Source organism: Chryseobacterium vaccae (genome assembly GCF_009602705.1).
GTDB lineage: Bacteria > Bacteroidota > Bacteroidia > Flavobacteriales > Weeksellaceae > Chryseobacterium > Chryseobacterium vaccae.
On record NZ_VSWH01000001.1, the window covers coordinates 399,542 to 419,534 of the forward strand.

Consider the following 19,993-nt stretch of genomic DNA (forward strand, 5'->3'; position numbering starts at 1 on the left):
ACAGCTAATTTTGCAGCCTGTAAAAATAAATGTAGAAGTAAGAAGTAGGTTTCAGCCTAATAGTAAATCAAAAATAATGAAGCGAGGACATATTAGTCCGAAAAGAGAGAAAGATATGAAAAAACTAATTGTAAGTTGTCTGGCCGCAGGTGCCGTTTTGAATGTTAACGCACAAAACTACTGGAAGAAAAATGCAGGAAAAACAGCTAAGGTGATCCTCACCAATTCCAAAACCAGCGAAAAAATGGCAGACAAAGGAACCGTGAAATTTGAAAAATTCGGGCAGCCGAAAGAAACAGATGCCTGTATTTTTGTAGATCCTGATTTCAAATACCAGAAGCTGATTGGGATAGGAGGTGCTGTTACAGATGCTTCCGCTGAAACATTTTATAAAATGCCTAAGGATAAGCAGAAAGAAATCATCGATGCTTATTTCGGAAAAAACGGTCTGGGTTATACTGTGGTTCGTACCAATATGAATTCGTGTGATTTTTCAAGTGATTCTTATACGTATGTAGCAGATAATGATACTTCACTGAAGTCGTTCAATATTGCGCATGATGAAAAGTATAAGATCCCGATGATTAAAGAAGCCCAGAAGGCAATAGGGAAAGATTTTACCTTTTATTTCTCACCCTGGAGCCCCCCGGCATGGATGAAGTCTAATAAAAGTCTGTTCAAAGGAGGAAGACTGGAAAACCAGTATTATCAGACCTGGGCAGATTATTATATTAAATTCATGAAAGAATATGAAAAAAGAGGAATTAATATCTGGGGACTGACGATTCAGAACGAGCCGATGGCTACGCAAACCTGGGAATCCTGTATTTATTCTGCGGAAGAAGAAGGTGATTTCCTTAAAAATAATCTGGGACCCACACTCTGGAAAAATGGCTATAAAGATAAAAAAGTAATGATCTGGGATCACAACAGGGATCTTATCTACCAGAGAGCAACAACCACTTTAAGCGATCCTGAGACCTCTAAATATGCACACGGAATCGGCTATCACTGGTATGAAACCTGGAACAACAAGACCCAGCTGTTTGATAATTTAGCGGAAACCCAAAGAGCTTTTCCTGATAAATTCCTTGCTTTTACGGAAGGATGCAAAGAACAGTTCAGCATGTCAAGAATTTATGATGTAAGTCTTGGAGAACTTTACGGGAAAAATATGCTGAATGATTTCAATAAAGGGACCGCTTTGTGGACAGACTGGAATGTTCTTTTGGATGAAACGGGAGGTCCGAACCATGTCGGGAATTTCTGCTTTGCACCAATTATTGCTGATACCAAAACAGGAGAAGTCCATTATACTTATGAATATTATTATGTAGGTCATGTTTCAAAATTCATTAAGCCTAACGCTCAGAGGATAGGAAGTTCTTCCAACAGAGCAGCCCTTACTTCAACTACTTTTATGAATGAAAACGGACAATTGGTGACTGTAATTATGAATGATTCCGATAATGATATTGAAACCAACCTGTGGATTGAAGGAATGTCTGCAAAACTGTCTGCTCCGGCACATTCTATACAGACTGTAATTATATAAACTTCATATTAATTATTTTTTAAGAGACTGGCTTTTGAAGTCGGTCTTTTTTTATTGAAAATCTGGATTTCCTAATGTTGAAAAACGCAAGGGCGTAAGGTTTTTGGATGTTAGAATGTTTTTAAGACACAAAAAAACAAAGATTTTTAGCAAATTTTTTCAACGAGTCTGAAAATATATTTTTTATTTAGTCTTTGATTGAGCAGATCTGGCAGATTTCTTTTCTGTTGAATTTATTTTGAAAATAAGAATAATTTTTTGTGCCAAAAAAACTAATCATCATATCATAAAAAAGATCTGCGAAACATAAAATATCAACAAAGATGTGCGTCAATCGCGAAATCCGCGGGAAATCTTTTGAAACAGCAGATTTAAAATTTACGCTTATAAAATTAAATAGAACTTCCTGCAAAAAATAAGAGGTTATCCTTCCGCGGATAACCTCTTTGTTTCATTTAAAATAAGAATGACTGATTAGTCTTCAATATTATATTTATTAATCACTTTCTGAGTTACCCCTGAACTGCTGAAACCTCCATCGTGGAAAAGATTCTGCATCGTTACTTTTTTAGTAAGATCAGAGAAAAGAGTAACACAATAGTCTGCACATTCAAGAGCGGTAGCATTTCCTAGCGGAGACATATCTTCAGCATAACCTAAGAATCCTCCAAAACCTTTCACACCGCTGCCTGCTGTAGTCATGGTAGGAGACTGAGAAACTGTATTTACACGTACTTTTCTTTCCCCCCAATAGTTTCCGAAAGTTCTCGCAATACTTTCAAGATAAGCTTTGTTGTCAGACATATCGTTGTAATCCGGGAATGTTCTCTGAGCGGCAATATAGGTAAGTGCTAAAATGCTTCCCCATTCGTTCATACAGTCTTTTTCCCAAGCCACACGCATTACTTTGTGGAAAGAAACAGCGGAAATATCCCATCCTTTTTCCAACCAGTCGTAATTCATTTCTGTATAGTGTTTTCCTTTTCTTACATTCACGGACATTCCGATAGAGTGAAGAATGAAATCTATTTTTCCGAATTTTGCTGTCGCAGCATCAAAAAGTTTTTCAAGATCTTCTATAGAGGTCGCATCTGCAGCGATCACTTCAGAACCTGTTTTTTCTGCTAAACCATTAAGTTCTCCCATTCTCAAAGCGATAGGAGCATTAGATAAGATGAATTCTGCACCTTCCTCATGACATCTTTCAGCAACTTTCCATGCGATAGATTGTTCATTAAGGGCTCCAAATATAATCCCCTTTTTGCCTTTAAGTAAACCGTATGACATAATTCTTTAATGTTTATTTTACTACAAATGTAGCAATAATTTGTGTTTGCGGCATAATAAAAATGGAGTCTTAAATTAATAAGGCTCCATTTTCTTGAAAATATTTATATGACTGAAATTTTAATTGGTTTTCTTGTTCCATTCTGCTTTTACATCTTCTGCTGCATCTTTGGTTTTTTCCCATGCATCGTTGGCTTTGTCTTTAATGTCATCCCATGCATCAGAAACATTATTTTTTACTTTCTCCAACCAGTCTTCCTGTTTTGCTTCTTCATCATTGGATCTCTTTTCATTGATATACTCTTTTGCCTTGTCTGCTAATTCCTCAATTTTCCACTTTGCTTTATCTGCTGCATTCTTTAATGAGTTTTCGGTATCATTTACTGCATTTTCCGCTTTGTTGTATTCTGAATTGTTCATAATATAAAATATTTTGTTGTGTATCAGTAAACAAACAATAACCATTCCTAAAATCCGGCTCCATTGTTAAATTTTTCATAATCTTTTGTTATTCTTTTCTAAATCGATGTACCTTTAATAATCTCAGTTCTGATCATAATTTCTGATATATATAGGTTTAAAGCTGGATGATAGAAAGGGAAAGTTATGAGGGGTATCAATAATAAGTATTGCTTTGTTTAATTTGATTTTACAGAGGCTTTCAATATCCCTAAAGTAACTTCCATTTTTCTGCCTTTAATATCAGCCTATTTAACCCGGGCTTTAATAACAAATGAAAAACTTATGGAAAAAATACGCTGCGGATGGTGTGAGAAGGATGATCTCTACCGCAAATACCACGATGAAGAGTGGGGAAAGCCTGTCTTCGATGACAAAACTATTTTTGAGTTTCTCGTTCTTGAAAGTTTCCAGGCAGGATTGAGTTGGTATACGATTCTTTCTAAACGCGAAAACTTCAGGAAGGCTTTTGATGATTTTGATTATAGGAGAATAGCCTTTTATTCAGATGAAAAAACAGAGGAACTCATGCAGAATTCGGGAATTATAAGAAACAGGTTTAAAATAAAAGCTACCGTAAGTAACGCACAGCGGTTTATGGAAGTACAGGAAGAATACGGAAGCTTTTCTGAATATATCTGGGGTTTTGTAGGAGGAAGGCCATTAGATAATATGCCTGAAACATTATCTGATATTCCTGCGGTAACAAAAGTTTCGGACGCTTTGGCAAAAGACCTTAAAAAGCGAGGTTTTAAGTTTTTGGGATCAACAGTGGTATATGCCCATATGCAGGCTACCGGAATGGTGAATGATCATCTGAAAAGCTGTTTCATTAGGTGGTGATAAATTTTGTTTTATTCATTTTTAAGTGAAGTTTTGTATGAATAATGTAATTGTATTTTAAGTTTATTTAAGTTTGAAGTGCTTTTTATGGCTTTGCAAAGGGTGTTTGTATAGATTTGAAGTCGTGGAATGTTTCATTTAATGGTGATTAAGTATTGTTTTACTCACAGTGGGGTGTGTTTATTATTGAATTTTTAAAATATTAATGGTTTTATTGAAAAATTCGTATATTTGCACCCTCAAAATAAACACCCAACAATAGCATGATCAAAAAATGTAAACTTTCGTTTTTTCTTATCTTTTTGCTAATTACTATTTCTTTACCGGCACAGGTGGGGATAGGAACTCCGAGTCCAGATCCTTCTGCAATGCTGCAGATCAGTTCAAAAGATAAGGGAATGTTGCTGCCGAGTGTGGCGTTGGTTTCATTAACGGATCGTACAACTATTCAGAATCCTGCGGACGGGCTTATTGTATGGAACAATGGTAACGGAACTTTAACCGAAACCGGTTTCTATTACTGGAATGCTTTAAAATGGAATATGCTTTCCACAGCTTCCGGAAATAACGGAAACGGAAATAACGGTGGTGGAAGTGTAACCCCAATGTCTGCCTGGAACAATTCAGCATCCAACAGTGGGAATTCGGGAGGGGCTAATACGAATCTTTCATTGGGAACCAATACTTCTGATGACCTTGTGTTTAAAGTAAATTCAATTTCGGTTGGAAGATTGGGAGTAAATAATTCGGTAAGTTTCGGAACAAATGCGAATGCATCTCAGAATGGTATTGCTTTGGGAAATTCCAGCAGTGCTTACCAGGGAATTGCAATCGGAACCAATACTTCGGTAACGGCTAATGAATCTGTGGCTTTGGGAGCTAACTCAAAAATTTCAGGATATCAGTCAACAGCAATCGGATATAATGCAAAAGTTACGGTGAATGAAGCTACGGCAGTAGGGAATAATGCTGATGCATCTGGATTTCAGTCTGTTGCTATGGGATATAATGCGAAAACAACCACAAATGATGCTACTGCTTTAGGGAAGAATTCAACAGCATCCGGATTTCAGTCAACAGCAGTCGGCTATAATGCTAAAACAACTTCTAACAGCGAAACAGCAGTGGGTTATAATACACAGACCAATAATCAGAATTCTACAGCAGTAGGATCGGGAGCTCAGGCATTGGGACAATTTTCTACTGCAATAGGTTATGGGGCTTCTACCTCTCAGGCTAATGCTGTAATTATCGGAAACGGGAATGCCAATGTGGGAATTGGAACAGGAGCTCCAAATACTTCTGCAAAGCTGGATGTAAACGGATCTTATAAAATGGGTGAGAAGGGTAGTGTGCAGAAAAACCAGATCAGTTTTGAAGCCTGGCCTTCAGTTTCGATAAATAATCTTCCTACAGGAAAATCTGTAACGATGGAAATTCCGGTTCCTGCCAACCTGCAGCCTGGTTCTACAAGAGCTGCCATAGTGGTTTCTCCAGCCGGAGACTTTACCGGAAACACTTCTTTTTCAATTTCAAATCCAAGAATGAACTCTGTTTCAAGTATCACCATCAACCTTACCAATATCTCAGGAAATCCGGAAAGTCTTTATTCTACGCATTTCTATGTGATGATTAATGAATTTTAAGATAGAATGATATGATGAATCCGGAAATTGAGAGAAGAATAGTCATGAAAATAAAATTTTTGTAATAAAACAAAGACTGCCAACAGATATTGAATTAATTTTGTCATGGATAATTTCAGACGGAAAACCTGAAGAAAGCGGCGGGGAATTCCTGATGTTTGTGTAGTTTCAGAGTGTTTCTATTGTCTGATCATTTTAAGTTTTCAGAAACCATTATTCAATATGACAAAAACAGGAATCATAGGTTGTGGCTGGCTCGGATCCAGAATTGCAGAATCGCTGCCAGACAGACATATTATATATACTACGGCCACCACGGAGCAAAAAGTTGCACAACTGAATTCTAAAGGTTTTAATGCTTCTCTGGCCAGTTTCCCGGATTATCAGCTGGATGAAAAGATTCCGCAATGGAGCATGATCAGTCAGCTGGATGTTTTAATCATTACAATTCCGCTTTCCGGGAAAAGCTGTTGTGTGAGTTCTTTGTACAACAGGATACAGCATTTGTTTTCATTTATAGGAGATTGTAAAGGGCAGATGTTTGTGATGAGTTCCACAGGCGTTTATCCTGATCTTCCAAAAGAATTTACAGAAGATGATCTGTGGGTGGAGGCTGTTTCCGGGGAAAGAATGATCCGGAATAAATATCCTCAGGCTAATATTTTACGATTAGGTGGATTGATGGGGGATAACAGGCTTCTTAAAAATTATAATGTTTCAGGTCTGGAAGCTCCGGTTAATCACATTCATTATGCAGATATATGTTCTGTAATTTCAAGAATGACAGAGCTAGGAACAGAAGGGAAACTTTATAATGTGACGGCTCCTTTTCATCCTTCAAAGGCGGCTGTCATTCATGCCCAGAAGAATTTACCGTTTTCTGAAGAGAGAGAAGTTGAAGGCAGAAAGGTTCTTTCATCAAAACTGGTTTCTGAGCTTGATTTTGCATTCAAATATCCTGACCCGTGTCATTTTCATGAAGTATGAAAAATAAGTTAGGTAGTATTGATCTCCCACAGATTTTACAGATGACACATATTTTTTTTTAAGATGAGTTTTGCAATTCATCTTAAAAACAGAATTAGATTATTGATAAAAAGTAGATGAAGCGGAGTTTGAAAATCGCGATTTAAATTCAACTCAAATTCTACAATTTATACTTACTTTTTAGAATGACTTCATAAAATCTGCCAGATCTGCCCAATCAACGAGACTAAATAAAAAAAACATCTATTTATCAGATACATTGACGAAATATTGAAAATCTTTGATTTTCTTGCGCCCTAAAAGCAGCATAATGAGTTAAAGTCTTGCGTCGCTGCATTAAACCACAAAAAATTCATTAAAAAACCTTACAGAACTAAATCTGTAAAGTTGTGTGAGTCTATGTATTTATTTTTTTGCCTGCAGCAGAGTATAGGCTCTGTTCGAAGTGAGATAGGAATGAAACAGGTCATACATGTCAAGCCAGTCGAAATTCAGGCCGAAGTTCTTTTTGGCTTCTTTAATGTTTTCAAAATTGTTTCCTGCAAACTGACTTTCATTATATACCAGGGCATTTTTAATGATTTTGTCATCAAGAACCTGCATAAAACAGTAATCTACCGGCATATCTGCCCATTCAGAACTGTGTTCAATGATAAAACTTTCAATTTTATGATCTCTGATCATTTTAAAAATATCCCCATCCCAGTGATCATTGTCCCGGTCGTATGGATAACTTTCAAAATCGGTTTCAGATTCCATATGTCTGATATAATCGCTCACCAGATCAAAATTTTCTATTCCCTCAAAATGTGGACAGGACATATTGAAAGGAACGAAGGTGAAGTTTTGCACTTCAAAATGAACAACATCTTTTCCTAAATCAATTTTTTTATTGATGATAAGACAAGTAATATCCTGGCCCATGGTGAATTATTTGATGATTCTGTCAAGTACCCAGGTAATCAGGTTCTTTTCAGAAGCGTTGTGGTCTGTAGAGAACTCTCCGCGTCTTCTGTTGGCAATAACGTTATTTACGGTGATCGCTTTGTGGCCTAATAGTTTTGAAAGGGCATAAATTGCAGAAGTTTCCATTTCAAAATTCGTGATGCCAAGATCATTTAATGTTTCCAGGAAATTATCATCCACTGCTTTCAGACGAAGCTGTCTTCCCTGAGGAGCGTAGAATCCAGGGAAAGTGGCTGTATTTCCGTGGTATTTAGCGTCTTTGTAGTATTCTCCCAGTTCTTCGGCCCAGTCTGAGAAGTAAAGCATCGGTTTGATTCTTTCATAAGGAAACTTTTCCAGGAAGCTTCTGGAGAACTCATTCTGGAAATTATAGTCCTGGTAGAAATGCATAAGACCATCCAGTCCAACCACATTCTGGGTAACGAGCATATTATCAACCTGTACATCAGGATTTACACTTCCACAGGTTCCCATACGGAATAATTCAAGGGATTTATGCTCTGTTTTGAATTCTTTATTCTTAAGATCGATGTTCACCAGCGCATCAAGCTCGTTCATCACGATGTCGATATTTTCAGTTCCGATCCCTGTAGACATTACGGTGATTCTTTCTCCGCGAAGGGTTCCTGTATGCGTATAGAATTCTCTTTTATTTTTTTTGATCTCAACTTTATCAAAATACGTTGAAACTTTTGCCACTCTGTCCGGGTCTCCTACAAGGATAATCTTGTCAGCAATATCTTCGGGTAAAAGATTCAGGTGGTATACACTTCCGTCTTCATTCAGAATAAGTTCTGAAGCAGCAAGTTTGTTTAGCATAATATGTATAATTTATTTTTTAATTTTTAATCAATGAAAATGGCTTCTTTATAAGGAGACGATATCAGCTCGTAAAGGGAACCGTATTCTTCTACGATCCTTTTCTGGCCCTGAATGACCTCATATACTGTAACTGTCGTTTTTTCAAAATTCTTAGGATCTTTTCTCTGGGAAGTAATCTCGTAGAAATGATCTCCTTTTTTAAGGACAGAAATCAATTCTTCTTTGGTAGAGTTGTTAGATTCCATCATTCCGGGAAATTCTATCACAATATCCTTAAGCTCATTATATTTTTTATAGGGTTTTGTAGTTCCGTTGGAATAAACATAAACATTGGGAACATCTTTATCTTTTTCGAGACGGATCAGATAATAATCGCTGCCTTTTTTCTCCGCATATACAGCCATTTCCTGTTGTTTTTTCTGCGAAAATGCGGAAAGTGAAAGGAAGCTTGCTGCAAAAGCAAACAATAATTTTGTTTTCATATGACTATTTTCGTTTTTTGATGTTGAATTTAATTAAAAATATCCTCTCCCAATAACCCTTCCCATTATTTTTACCGGCAATTTAGAATATCCGTTTCTTTAAGAATAATGAATTTTGATTTCGGGGTTTAAAATTAGTAAAAAATCTCCTATTTAAAATATAAACATTTTTTAATCTGTAATTAAAACTGGGATAACATCTGATTAATAGTTTTGCCGCTAAAAAATTCATGAGATCTTACCCGCTGTTTGTTCTAATTCTGTTGATTGGTTTTGCTGTTATGTCTTTCAACCCTGTTGATAAAGGGATAAAGAACGAAACTACATTTGTCAATAAAGGCCTGTCTGACTTTAAAACCAGGCTTGAACAGCTGAAATCAGATGTCTATAAATTTTCGGAAGACCGAATATCTCTTGAAGAATTACGGAAATCACTGAGCAGTACAAGAAATTCATTTAAGGAAATTGAATTTTATGTTGCCTATCATTATCCTGAATTTACGAAAACACATCTTAATGCAGCACCCTTGTTCCATATTGAAGCGGCCGGAACTTCAGCTTACACTCTGCCTCCGGAAGGATTGCAGGTTTTGGACGAGCTGATATTTTCTGATGAAGCAGGAGATGAAAAAGAGAAGATCAAAACCATCACAGATTTTTTATATAACAGTTACTCCGGGTTTTATCTGAGTGCTGTAAAAAACGGATTAAGCAAAGGAAATAATAAGACACTTCCGCTTCGCATAGAGCTGATACGAATTTATACATTAGGTGTTACGGGATTTGATACGCCAGGTTCCCTGAATATTTCTGAGGAGTCTGCTCATGCGCTTACAGGAATTAAAAAGTATATTCATGATGATCCTTACTTCAGGAATTATAATCTACAGAAAGCAGATCAGGTTCTGGCCGGAAGCATCGATTATCTTTCAAAAAATACAGACTTTGAAACCTTTGACCGGATTGAATTTTATAAAAATTATATACAGCCGCTTTATGAAGAATTTGGAAAATGGGATGGAAGAACAGATGATCTTAAAGAGTTTTCAGGCTGGAATGTAAACAGTAAAGGTCTTTTTAATAGTGATTTTCTGGATCCTTATTTTTATACATTGCTGAAATCTTCAGAAGACAATGCAGATCTTCGTAATCTTGGAAAGGCCATGTTTTATGACGGAAGCTTAAGCGGAAACGGTAAAATGAGCTGTGCTGCCTGTCATTTGCCGGAAAATGCCTTCACAGATCTTAAGCAGAAATCTGAAAGTAATGTGGAAGGAAAGACTGTATTAAGGAATTCACCATCGCTTTATAATGCCGTTTTTGCTAAAAGATTTTTCTATGACCTTCGTGCCTTTTATCTGGAACAGCAGGCTGAACACGTGATTTATAATGAAGATGAATTCAATACAAGCTATGAAGATATTATCAGAAAATTGAAAACAAAACCCGAGTATAAAAAAGCATTCCGTTCTGCATTTAAAAACGGAAAGATCAATAAGGAAAACTTTTCCAAAGCCCTGAGCTCCTATGTTGCCTCTTTATATTCTTTCGATAGTGATTTTGACCGTTTTATGAGGAGTGAAAAGGACGTTTCGGAGGAAGTGAAAAAAGGTTATAATCTGTTTATGGGAAAAGCCAACTGTGCAACCTGTCACTTTGCTCCTCATTTTTCAGGACTGGTTCCACCGTTTTTTAACGAAAATGAATCTGAAGTTTTAGGGGTTACCACAAAACCGGTCAATGAGCTCCCGGTTGAACTTGATGGAGATCTCGGAAGAGCCAACAGTCCTGTAAAGAAAGAAAAATCATGGATTTATGATTACTCCTTCAAAACGGTAACGGTAAGGAATATAGCGCTTACTAAACCTTATTTTCATAACGGTGCCTTTAATACACTGGAAGAAGTGCTGGATTTTTACAATGAAGGCGGGGGAGAAGGATTGGGATTGAAAATGAAGAATCAAACGCTTCCACCGGACAAGCTAAATCTTACTCAAACAGAAATCAGACAAATTATAGCTTTTCTGAATTCTCTTACTGATGTAAGCAAAGCGAAATAAGCGGGGCTATAAAATAGAATTGAACACTTAGTTTTAACAATTATTTAATCCCCTTAACATTAAATTCCAAATTAATTAACAAATATCAGGACATATTTAAAATCCTATTAACAGAGGTGCCGGCTCAAAAAAATAGTTTTGCAAGGTCTAATAAATCAAAAAAAATGAAGAAAAAACTACTAGCAATCGGAGCTATCGCATTAGCTGCAGGCTTTAACGTAAAGGCACAAACCACTGTTTTCGACAGAAACTCATCCTGGAGCTACATAGATCTTGACCAGGCCCAGCCGGATGAATGGAAAACCAAAACCTATGACATTTCTGCCTGGCCGGTAGGAAACGCTCCGTTAGGATACGGTGACCCTGTAACAACAACTATTCATAATGGGGCTACCGGACTTGTCACCGCTTATTTTGCAAAAGATTTTACCGTGGATCTTTCAACCCTTTCAGATGAAATGGAGCTTGGAGTAATGAGAGATGATGGAATCATTGTTTACCTGAACGGAGTAGAAGTCGTAAGAGATAATATGCCTGCAGGACCTGTTACTTTCAATACCTTTTCATCAACAACTATTGATGGAGCTGCAGAAAATGTATATAACCTTTTCTCAATCCCGAAATCAAAATTTGTAAACGGAGTGAATAGAATTTCTATAGAGCTTCACAACAGAAGCGTATCAAGTTCTGACCTGAGAATTGATGCTTATCTGAAAACTACAATAACTACTAATCCTCAACCAACTTCCTGTAACGGAACACATATCAGCTGCTTTACCTCTATTGTCCCTACAGCGCAAACCAATAAACTGATTATTCCTGCTGAACATAAATATCAGCTTATCCTGAAAGAAGGAGATAATTATACAGAAGGAGGCGGAATGGTAGGTGGCCAGAATGACTTTACGGCGTACGTAGGGAAATTAGGAAGCAGTACAAACGGATACCTTTCCGTAAACCATGAGACCAATCCTGGAGGAGTAACCATGGCAGAAATCAACTACAACGCAAGTACCAAACTTTGGCAGCTAACAAAATCCAGGGCAGTAAGTTTCTCAGATCCAAGCCTTGTTCAGACCATCAGAAACTGTTCAGGAGGGATTACACCTTGGGGAACAGTAGTTACAGCTGAAGAATCTGTAACTTCCAGCGACGTGAACGGTGACGGATATAAAGATTACGGATGGTTAGTAGAAATAGATCCCGCTACAGCACAGGTGATTTCTAAAAACCCAGACGGTTCCAAAGGAAAACTTTGGCAGATGGGAATTATGAACCATGAAAATGTGGTGATTAATAATGCAGGAACTACAGCTTATTACGGTGAAGACGGCGGGACACACATGGTATACAAATATGTAATGGATACCCCGAACGATCTTTCTTCAGGAAATCTTTATGTACTGAAACTGGATCAGGGTCTGAACGCTTCCGGAGATCCTATAGGAACAACAGCAACATGGATCCCGATTCCTAATAAAATAAAAGCAGACCAGAACAATACTACCGGACTTGCCCAGTCATTGGGAGGAACAAGATTTAACGGAGTGGAAGATGTAGATATCAGTCCGCTGGATGGAAAGATCTACTTTACAGCAAAAGGGCTTGATAAGGTATACCGTCTTCAGGATAACGGAACTACGGCTTCTCAGGTAGAAACATTCGTGGGGGGAGCTTCTACAGCGTATTCATTCAATACTCCACAGGGGATGAAAACTGAAGCTTGGGGAGACGGAAATGACAATCTTACCTTTGATGAACTTGGAAACCTTTGGGTACTTCAGGACGGAGGGAAAAACTATATCTGGGTAATCGCTCCGGATCATACTCAGGCCAATCCTAAAGTAAGATTGTTCGCCTCAATGCCGGCAGGTTCAGAACCTACAGGACTTACCTTTACACCAGATCATAAATTTGGGTTCTTCTCTATTCAGCATCCTAACTCAACGATTTCAACAGATATAGATGCAACAGGGAATACAATTGATTACAGAGGGAAATCAGCAACTGTGGTAATTGCTCTGAAAGAAAATCTTGGTACAAACGGTTCATTGGGAACGATTGATAGCCATGTTTCTGAGAGTACAGTAACCGTTGCCCCTAATCCGACTGCAGGAATCGTAAAAATCAATTCAGACAAAGGATTGAAAGATATTCAGGTAACCGCTTACAGCATGGACGGAAAAATCGTTTATACGAAAAAATTCAGCGGACTAAACAGAGCTTTGGAGCTTGATTTCACAAAGCAGCTGGAAGCATCCCGTATTTTGCTTTTAAATATCGAAGCCGAAGGAGGATTCCAGAAAACCGTAAAACTAGTAAAGAAATAAGTATTAATAATTCCCGTCCGGGGCGGCAGCGAAGCTGCCGCCCCGGACACTTTTTATCTATGAAAAAAATTCTTCTGTCAGTTTCCGTTTTTTTTCTTTTTCAGGTAAAAGCTCAGATTGATCCTGTAAAATATCCTACCTTTACTAGTATTGAAGAGGTTTTGAGCAGTAGTAAAACAGTATACAGCATGAGCTTTCGGGAAAAAGGATTGTTCAACCTCCCTCCGCAGATTGCCAGCTTGAAATCGCTGTTTTTTCTGAATATCATGGGAAACAGGCTTGAAAAAATGGACCGGGAGATTTTTGGTTTAAAAGAACTGACGATTTTAAATGTCAATGAAAACAGTATTAAATTCATTCCTGATGAAATCGGAGAGCTGACCAAGCTGGAAACTTTTTCAATGAATCTCAATGGGCTTACAGGCATTAATCCAAATGTGGCAAAACTTCAGCATTTAAAAGCTGTACATCTGGAAGCCAATAATCTGAATACTTTTCCGGAAGCATTGATGGAAATTCCGTCCTTGGAAGAAATTAACCTTCAGGGAAACCAGATCAGCTTTATAACGGATCAGATAAAGAGAATCAAAAATCTGAAGTTTTTAAATCTTTCCGAAAATCAGATCAATGATATGGGAAACCTTTCTTTTCCGAAAAACCTGAAATACCTTGAACTTCAGCAGAACGCCATTACAAAGTTTCCTGAAAATCTTTTCAGAGCCCAAAATCTTGAATATCTGAATGCCAGTGGAAATAATATCACCGAAATTTCATCACGAATCAATGGTCTGAAAAATATGACCAGCATGAATCTTGCTCATAATCATCTGAAAGATATTCCAGTAGAGATCACTCAGCTGAAAAATTTGAAAACATTAATTCTGACAGGAAATCCAATAGAAAAGTCCAGAATAGAACAGTTAAAAAAGCTGATGCCGGAAACCCAGATCTACTTCTAGATCTATCCGCCGACTCTTTTGGTTTTATACCCCATTTCTTTAAGGATATTCATGATCTTATCGCGGTTATCCCCCTGAATAATGATCGTTCCATCCTTTTCAGAGCCGCCTATTCCTAAGGTGGTTTTTATTTTCTTCGAGATTTTCTTTAAATCTTCCTCGCTGCCTTCCCAGCCTTCAACAATGGTGACAGGCTTACCGTTTCTGCCTTTCTTCTCAAATTTGCATACCAAAGGCTCCTTCTGCTTGAATTCATCTTCAGGCATTTCAAAATCCTGCTCTTCGTGTTCAGGAAAAAGGTTCTTCAATTGATCTCGTAAATCCATAAAACAAAATTAATAATAAATAATTGAATGAGAGAAATAATTAGGCAAACCGGAACATTTTATAAAGGATGGGAAAGACCAGAAGAGGGAAGCTGGAGGTTACTTTTAGTTATAGATACTGAAAACCTCCGTAAAATCAAACTAGCTAAAAAAGATGGTAATCTATTATTGATGAACGTCAGAATCTCCCTCTTCCATCATCCCTCTTCCATGCCTATCAAACAAATTTTTCTTTTCTTACGTAATATTTTCCTATTTTGTACTGTTAAATAATAAAACTCATTAAAAGAATACCATGAAAATAAAAATAAATCAGCTCCTTGCGGTCTGTTTTTTCACTTGTGCAACAGTAAATGCTCAATCTGGATTTTCCAATGATCCACTGAATGCTGTTTTTGAAACCAGTGATACCGAAAAGTTCTGGAAAGCTTTCGATAAAATGGAAACTTCCAAAGATAACCCCTTTACAGAATACATGAAGGATGGCTCACTGGGAGTTAAAGGCTTCACAGAATTCAGGATCATTAATGCTGATTCATTATATACGATGGTGAAAAGACGGAAAGCAGATTACCTGAAAACCCGCAATGTGCTTGATGGAATAGGGCTAAAGGAAAAAAGAGCGAGGGCCATTTACAGTGCTATGAAATACTGGTATCCGGACGCTAAATTTCCTCCCGTTTATTTTGTCTATGGAAGATTCAATTCCGGGGGAACAGTTTCCAAAGACGGAATTATTATAGGAACAGAAATGCTGAGCAATCTGGATGGGGTGATGGGACTTGTAGCTCATGAGCTGATCCATTTTCAGCAGGATATCAGCGGAGATGGTTCTTTATTAAAAAATACCCTGATGGAAGGGGGGGCTGATTTTATCAGTGAAATGATTTCGGGTGAAAATATCAATACAGGACCTTTCCGTTATGGAGAAACTCATTTAGATGCTTTATGCCGGGAATTCGTAACCAAATTAAAAAATGATGATAACACAGACTGGCTTTACGGAACCAGTAAAAAAGATGACAGGCCCAATGATCTGGGATATTGGATGGGTTATAAAATTTCGGCAGCTTATTTCAATAAGCAAAAAGATAAACACAAAGCGATCCATGATATTCTGAATATTAAAGATCCGTTGAAATTCCTGAAAGAAAGCGGCTTTTTAGATCCTTATATCAAAGAATACACAGAAAGCAAGAAGATGAAATTTGATGATTTCTATAAACCGTATTCAGACGAAACCCATGAAATTACTTTCACCGTAAGTGTTCCTGATAAAAATGATGAGGTATACATTACAGGAAACCAGCCGGAATTAGGAAGCTGGACACCCTCCTCTATTAAAATGAACAGAAAAAATGCCAAAGAAAGAAGCATTACCTTAAAAATACATTTTCCTGCCCAGTTTAAATTCACTAAAGGAAACTGGGAGTCTCAAGCGGATATAAAAGGAAAAGACAAATGGCAGAATATTAGAATTGAGGAAAAGCCTTCAAAACCGGTACATTATGAAATCATAAACTGGTCTGATAATCAATAAATAGAGATTGAAAATCTACTCAATCTGGATCTGTGAAAATACTATATAATTTACAGAGTTATTCAATAGAGGCAGACTTTAGTCCGCCTAAATAATAAAAACAATCCATTGGCTTTAGCTAAAACTTATACAGCAGACTTTTAATACCTGTGAGAAAAATGAAAACAGAGCGATTGCTTTGTTAATGATGCTGCATGACTATTCATCCGCTTCATCGAATCAACGAAGTTGATTCTACTCTTTGCTCCCTAAAATCAACAGCATCAATCATCAACTTTGCGTTAAATTGTTTTCCATATTTTGCATGAGTAGCCAATTAATATTAGTGAATTCGTGGCAAAACATTTTCCTACAGCTCCCGGATATTTTATAAGTAACTGTTACAAAATCGATACAAATTATCATAGGCAGACTGGATTTAGACTGGATAGTAAAAATTAAGTACACTATTAAAATTAAGCGCTGCAAATTCTTCTGTTCATCGGAAATTAGGTAAATTTGTATAACAAAAGTTTTACAAAATGTCAAAAAAAGCAATATTAGCAATCCTTGACGGATGGGGGCTGGGAATGAATCCGGACGTTTCAGCGATAGACAAAGCAGACACACCGTTTATTGACAGCTGCTATAAAAAATTTCCTCATACAACCCTTGAAGCAAGCGGCCTGGCAGTAGGACTTCCGGTAGGACAGATGGGGAACTCTGAAGTAGGACACATGAATTTAGGAGCCGGAAGAGTGGTTTACCAAAATCTGGTAAAACTCAATATGGCTGTGGAAAACGGAACTTTAGGACAGGAAAAAGTCATTCAGGATGCTTTTGAATATGCTAAAAAAGAAAATAAAAAAGTACACTTTATAGGGTTGGTATCCAATGGAGGAGTACATTCTCATATCAATCACCTGAAAGGTCTTTTAACGGCTGCAAAAGAATCCGGACTGAATGAAAATGTTTTTGTTCATGCATTTACAGACGGAAGAGACTGCGATCCGCATTCAGGGTTAGGCTTTATCGAAGAGCTGCAGAAACACATGGAAGCAACCACAGGAAAACTGGCAACCATTGTGGGGCGTTATTATGCTATGGACAGAGACAAAAGATGGGAACGTGTAAAATTAGCATATGATGCCCTTGTAGAAGGGATAGGACTTCAGACTACAGATGCAATAGCAGCAATTAAGGCTTCTTATGATAGTAATGTCACAGATGAATTCCTGAAACCGATCATTATGGTTAATACTACAGCAACCGGAAATGTGGTGCCTGTAGCAAAGATCATCGATAATGATGTAGTGATCTGCTTTAATTTCCGTACAGACAGAGGTCGCGAGATTACAGAAGTACTTTCCCAAAAAGATTTCCCGGAATATTCTATGAATAAACTGAATCTTTATTACGTAACACTTACCAATTACGACAAAACATTCCAGAATGTACAGGTTGTTTTTGATGAAAATGTCCTGCAAGATACCATGGGAGAAGTGCTTGAAAGAAATGGAAAAACCCAGATCAGAATTGCCGAAACAGAAAAATATCCTCACGTAACATTCTTCTTTTCAGGGGGGAGGGAAAAAGAATTTGAAGGCGAAAGAAGATTGCTCTGTCCAAGCCCGAAAGATGTTCCTACCTACGACCTGAAGCCGGAAATGTCTGCTTATGATATAACCAATGCTATTGTTCCGGAATTGGAAAATGGAACCGCAGATTTTGTGTGTTTAAATTTTGCCAATACAGATATGGTAGGACATACCGGAGTTTTTGAAGCTGCTGTAAAAGCTGCTGAGACAGTAGATAAGTGTATTGAAAAAGTAGCCACTGCCGCTTATGAGAACGGATATACTGTTTTTATTCTGGCTGACCACGGAAATTCCGATGTAATGATCAACCCGGACGGAACGCCTAATACCCAGCATTCAACCAATCTGGTTCCTTTTATTGTTATGGATAAAGACCATATCTGGAATCTTAAACCGGGTAAACTGGGAGATGTAGCTCCTACCATATTGAAAGTAATGGGAGTGGAAATTCCGGAAATTATGACCGGAAATATTTTAGTTAGCTAAAATTCAACAATAATGATAAAAAAGTACCGTTATAGTAGTGTATCACGGTCTTCTTTTATGATTTATGTCAGACATGATATGAGTTGCATACTTTATTATGCGGTAAATAATAAATAAATCATATCTTTGCTGTTTAAAATTAATAGAGTTACAATGTATCAAAAGCTTGTTAGGAAAGAAGTAATGGGAATTCTGGAAAAGGAGGTAGGTTCTTTTCTGGAAAAATTTTTAACGCCGATCGAAAAGATCTGGCAGCCTTCAGACATGCTTCCGGATCCTTCAAGCGCCGACTTTAAATATGATTTAGAGGAAATTCAGACCTTCGCTCGTGAAATGCCTTATGATTTGTTTGTAACCCTTATCGGGGACTGCATTACAGAAGAGGCGCTGCCTTCTTATGAATCCTGGCTGATGGGAGTAGACGGAGTAAATCAGGAAGAAAGCGTAGGCTGGGTAAACTGGGTAAGAGCCTGGACTGCCGAAGAAAACAGACATGGAGATCTTCTGAATAAATACCTTTACCTGTGCGGAAGAGTAAATATGAGAGAAGTGGAAATCACTACTCAATATCTGATTAACGACGGCTTTGATCTGGGAACAAGCATGGATCCATATAGAAACTTTGTGTATACAAGCTTCCAGGAAACAGCTACCAATATTTCTCACCGTAGAGTAGGAACACTGGCAAAACAGTCCGGAAACGGAAAACTGGCCAAAATGTGTGGGGTGATTGCAGCAGATGAGGCAAGACACGCTAAAGCTTACAAACATTTCGTAGCTAAGATTCTTGAAATCGATCCTTCAGAAATGATTCTTGCTTTTGAAGATATGATGCGTAAGAAAATTGTAATGCCGGCACACCTTATGAGACAATCCGGCCAGAAAGCAGGAGAGCTTTGGGGGCATTTCTCAGATGCAGCACAGAGATGTATGGTTTACACAGGCCAGGACTATATCAATATTATGAAAGAATTGTTGGATGAATGGAAGATTGAGCATGTAAAAGGGCTTACTGAAAAAGCTGAAAAAGCTCAGGAATACTTAATGAAATTACCTGCCAGATTACAGAAGATTACCGACAGGGTTTCTACTCCCGATCTGCAGTTCCAGTTCAGTTGGGTAAAAAGTTAGTTCAGCATAATCATTAAATTATAAAACTAAGAGTGTCATCGTTTTTTGGCACTCTTTTTATTTCTTATCTTTGCAAAGCTAAAAAAAGAACAAAAATGCTAAATAATAAAAAAATTGCTGTTGATTTTGACGGAACCATCGTGGATGACGCTTATCCGGCAATTGGAAAAGCAAAGATTTTTGCTTTTGAAACCCTTAAAAGACTTCAGGCAGAAGGCTACAGATTAATTCTCTGGACATACAGACATGGGAAAACATTAGATGAAGCCGTAGAATTCTGCAGAGAGAACGGGATAGAGTTCTATGCAGTGAATTCCAGCTTTGAGGGAGAAGTATTTGATTCTGAAACACAGTCCAGAAAACTGGATGCAGACTGGTTCATTGATGACAGAAATTTAGGCGGATTTCCGGGTTGGGGAGAAATTTACAACATTATTCAGGAAAGAATAGAATTCCGTGTAGAAGGAAAAGAAGTTCTGGCTTATTCAAAACTTAAAAAAGAAAAGAAAAAAGGACTTTTCTGGTAGAAAAGACCAA

17 protein-coding genes are annotated in these 19,993 nt (G+C 37.5%); 11 read left to right on the forward strand and 6 right to left on the reverse strand.

The annotated features are described in order from the left end of the window. Positions 1-115: 115 nt before the first annotated feature. On the forward strand, positions 116-1,555 hold the full coding sequence (locus tag FW768_RS01755; protein WP_153391835.1) for a glycoside hydrolase family 30 protein: 1,440 nt from the start codon (positions 116-118) through the stop codon (positions 1,553-1,555). A gap of 474 nt (positions 1,556-2,029) precedes the next feature. Here the strand turns inward: FW768_RS01755 and FW768_RS01760 are convergent, their stop codons facing one another. Then, positions 2,030-2,842, reverse strand: a complete 813-nt coding sequence (locus FW768_RS01760) for an enoyl-ACP reductase FabI (protein ID WP_153391837.1) — start codon at positions 2,840-2,842, stop codon at positions 2,030-2,032. A 120-nt stretch (positions 2,843-2,962) separates the two neighbouring features. After that, positions 2,963-3,262 (reverse strand): hypothetical protein, encoded by a 300-nt coding sequence (locus tag FW768_RS01765; protein ID WP_153391838.1) that lies wholly within the window; start codon positions 3,260-3,262, stop codon positions 2,963-2,965. Between the two features lie 324 nt (positions 3,263-3,586). Between FW768_RS01765 and FW768_RS01770 the strand changes: the two genes are divergently transcribed. From FW768_RS01770 to FW768_RS01780, 3 genes are all read left to right on the forward strand, one after another. Next, on the forward strand, positions 3,587-4,144 hold the full coding sequence (locus FW768_RS01770; RefSeq protein WP_153391839.1) for a DNA-3-methyladenine glycosylase I: 558 nt from the start codon (positions 3,587-3,589) through the stop codon (positions 4,142-4,144). A gap of 263 nt (positions 4,145-4,407) precedes the next feature. Further along, positions 4,408-5,790 carry a hypothetical protein gene (locus FW768_RS01775; protein WP_153391840.1) on the forward strand — a complete coding sequence of 461 codons (1,383 nt, stop codon included), beginning with the start codon at positions 4,408-4,410 and terminating at the stop codon, positions 5,788-5,790. Positions 5,791-6,012: 222 nt separating this feature from the next. Beyond that, positions 6,013-6,777 (forward strand): Rossmann-fold NAD(P)-binding domain-containing protein, encoded by a 765-nt coding sequence (locus FW768_RS01780; RefSeq protein ID WP_153391841.1) that lies wholly within the window; start codon positions 6,013-6,015, stop codon positions 6,775-6,777. A gap of 405 nt (positions 6,778-7,182) precedes the next feature. Here the strand turns inward: FW768_RS01780 and FW768_RS01785 are convergent, their stop codons facing one another. The 3 genes from FW768_RS01785 to FW768_RS01795 are packed head-to-tail and all read right to left on the reverse strand — an operon-like array spanning position 7,183 to position 9,047. Continuing rightward, positions 7,183-7,701, reverse strand: coding sequence for a hypothetical protein (locus FW768_RS01785; protein WP_153391842.1), 519 nt, complete (start codon positions 7,699-7,701; stop codon positions 7,183-7,185). A 6-nt stretch (positions 7,702-7,707) separates the two neighbouring features. Continuing rightward, the gene (locus tag FW768_RS01790; RefSeq protein ID WP_153391843.1) at positions 7,708-8,562 is read right to left on the reverse strand and encodes a nucleoside phosphorylase; all 855 of its coding nucleotides are present in this window, start codon (positions 8,560-8,562) and stop codon (positions 7,708-7,710) included. A 26-nt stretch (positions 8,563-8,588) separates the two neighbouring features. Next, positions 8,589-9,047, reverse strand: a complete 459-nt coding sequence (locus tag FW768_RS01795) for a hypothetical protein (protein ID WP_153391844.1) — start codon at positions 9,045-9,047, stop codon at positions 8,589-8,591. A 230-nt stretch (positions 9,048-9,277) separates the two neighbouring features. On the opposite strand from FW768_RS01795, the gene FW768_RS01800 reads away from it, so the two are divergent. The 3 genes from FW768_RS01800 (at position 9,278) to FW768_RS01810 (ending at position 14,396) form a co-directional block, all read left to right on the forward strand. Beyond that, on the forward strand, positions 9,278-11,107 hold the full coding sequence (locus FW768_RS01800; protein ID WP_153391845.1) for a cytochrome-c peroxidase: 1,830 nt from the start codon (positions 9,278-9,280) through the stop codon (positions 11,105-11,107). A 164-nt stretch (positions 11,108-11,271) separates the two neighbouring features. Beyond that, the gene (locus FW768_RS01805; protein WP_153391846.1) at positions 11,272-13,437 is read left to right on the forward strand and encodes an alkaline phosphatase PhoX; all 2,166 of its coding nucleotides are present in this window, start codon (positions 11,272-11,274) and stop codon (positions 13,435-13,437) included. A gap of 59 nt (positions 13,438-13,496) precedes the next feature. Further along, positions 13,497-14,396, forward strand: coding sequence for a leucine-rich repeat domain-containing protein (locus FW768_RS01810; protein WP_153391847.1), 900 nt, complete (start codon positions 13,497-13,499; stop codon positions 14,394-14,396). 2 nt (positions 14,397-14,398) lie between these two features. Here FW768_RS01810 and FW768_RS01815 read toward each other — a convergent pair whose 3' ends face one another. Continuing rightward, positions 14,399-14,722 carry a translation initiation factor gene (locus FW768_RS01815; RefSeq protein ID WP_153391849.1) on the reverse strand — a complete coding sequence of 108 codons (324 nt, stop codon included), beginning with the start codon at positions 14,720-14,722 and terminating at the stop codon, positions 14,399-14,401. Between the two features lie 295 nt (positions 14,723-15,017). Here FW768_RS01815 and FW768_RS01825 point away from each other — a divergent pair, with 295 nt between their 5' ends. From FW768_RS01825 to FW768_RS01840, 4 genes are all read left to right on the forward strand, one after another. After that, positions 15,018-16,262: a DUF2268 domain-containing putative Zn-dependent protease gene (locus FW768_RS01825; RefSeq protein WP_185151921.1), complete on the forward strand. Its 1,245-nt coding sequence runs from the start codon at positions 15,018-15,020 to the stop codon at positions 16,260-16,262. A 521-nt stretch (positions 16,263-16,783) separates the two neighbouring features. Then, the gene (gpmI, locus tag FW768_RS01830) at positions 16,784-18,325 is read left to right on the forward strand and encodes a 2,3-bisphosphoglycerate-independent phosphoglycerate mutase (RefSeq protein ID WP_153391853.1); all 1,542 of its coding nucleotides are present in this window, start codon (positions 16,784-16,786) and stop codon (positions 18,323-18,325) included. Positions 18,326-18,478: 153 nt separating this feature from the next. Continuing rightward, a complete protein-coding gene (locus tag FW768_RS01835) occupies positions 18,479-19,456 on the forward strand; it encodes an acyl-ACP desaturase (RefSeq protein ID WP_153391855.1) in 978 nt (325 codons plus the stop codon). A 95-nt stretch (positions 19,457-19,551) separates the two neighbouring features. Further along, positions 19,552-19,983, forward strand: coding sequence for a BT0820 family HAD-type phosphatase (locus FW768_RS01840; protein ID WP_062699114.1), 432 nt, complete (start codon positions 19,552-19,554; stop codon positions 19,981-19,983). Positions 19,984-19,993 lie beyond the last annotated feature (10 nt).

Bases quoted from the DNA above. Each gene is read 5' to 3' on its own strand.
- FW768_RS01755 (WP_153391835.1), top strand. From the start codon at position 116: ATGAAAAAACTAATTGTAAGTTGTCTGGCCGCAGGTGCCGTTTTGAAT.
- FW768_RS01760 (WP_153391837.1), bottom strand. From the start codon at position 2,842: ATGTCATACGGTTTACTTAAAGGCAAAAAGGGGATTATATTTGGAGCC.
- FW768_RS01765 (WP_153391838.1), bottom strand. From the start codon at position 3,262: ATGAACAATTCAGAATACAACAAAGCGGAAAATGCAGTAAATGATACC.
- FW768_RS01770 (WP_153391839.1), top strand. From the start codon at position 3,587: ATGGAAAAAATACGCTGCGGATGGTGTGAGAAGGATGATCTCTACCGC.
- FW768_RS01775 (WP_153391840.1), top strand. From the start codon at position 4,408: ATGATCAAAAAATGTAAACTTTCGTTTTTTCTTATCTTTTTGCTAATT.
- FW768_RS01780 (WP_153391841.1), top strand. From the start codon at position 6,013: ATGACAAAAACAGGAATCATAGGTTGTGGCTGGCTCGGATCCAGAATT.
- FW768_RS01785 (WP_153391842.1), bottom strand. From the start codon at position 7,701: ATGGGCCAGGATATTACTTGTCTTATCATCAATAAAAAAATTGATTTA.
- FW768_RS01790 (WP_153391843.1), bottom strand. From the start codon at position 8,562: ATGCTAAACAAACTTGCTGCTTCAGAACTTATTCTGAATGAAGACGGA.
- FW768_RS01795 (WP_153391844.1), bottom strand. From the start codon at position 9,047: ATGAAAACAAAATTATTGTTTGCTTTTGCAGCAAGCTTCCTTTCACTT.
- FW768_RS01800 (WP_153391845.1), top strand. From the start codon at position 9,278: ATGAGATCTTACCCGCTGTTTGTTCTAATTCTGTTGATTGGTTTTGCT.
- FW768_RS01805 (WP_153391846.1), top strand. From the start codon at position 11,272: ATGAAGAAAAAACTACTAGCAATCGGAGCTATCGCATTAGCTGCAGGC.
- FW768_RS01810 (WP_153391847.1), top strand. From the start codon at position 13,497: ATGAAAAAAATTCTTCTGTCAGTTTCCGTTTTTTTTCTTTTTCAGGTA.
- FW768_RS01815 (WP_153391849.1), bottom strand. From the start codon at position 14,722: ATGGATTTACGAGATCAATTGAAGAACCTTTTTCCTGAACACGAAGAG.
- FW768_RS01825 (WP_185151921.1), top strand. From the start codon at position 15,018: ATGAAAATAAAAATAAATCAGCTCCTTGCGGTCTGTTTTTTCACTTGT.
- gpmI (WP_153391853.1), top strand. From the start codon at position 16,784: ATGTCAAAAAAAGCAATATTAGCAATCCTTGACGGATGGGGGCTGGGA.
- FW768_RS01835 (WP_153391855.1), top strand. From the start codon at position 18,479: ATGTATCAAAAGCTTGTTAGGAAAGAAGTAATGGGAATTCTGGAAAAG.
- FW768_RS01840 (WP_062699114.1), top strand. From the start codon at position 19,552: ATGCTAAATAATAAAAAAATTGCTGTTGATTTTGACGGAACCATCGTG.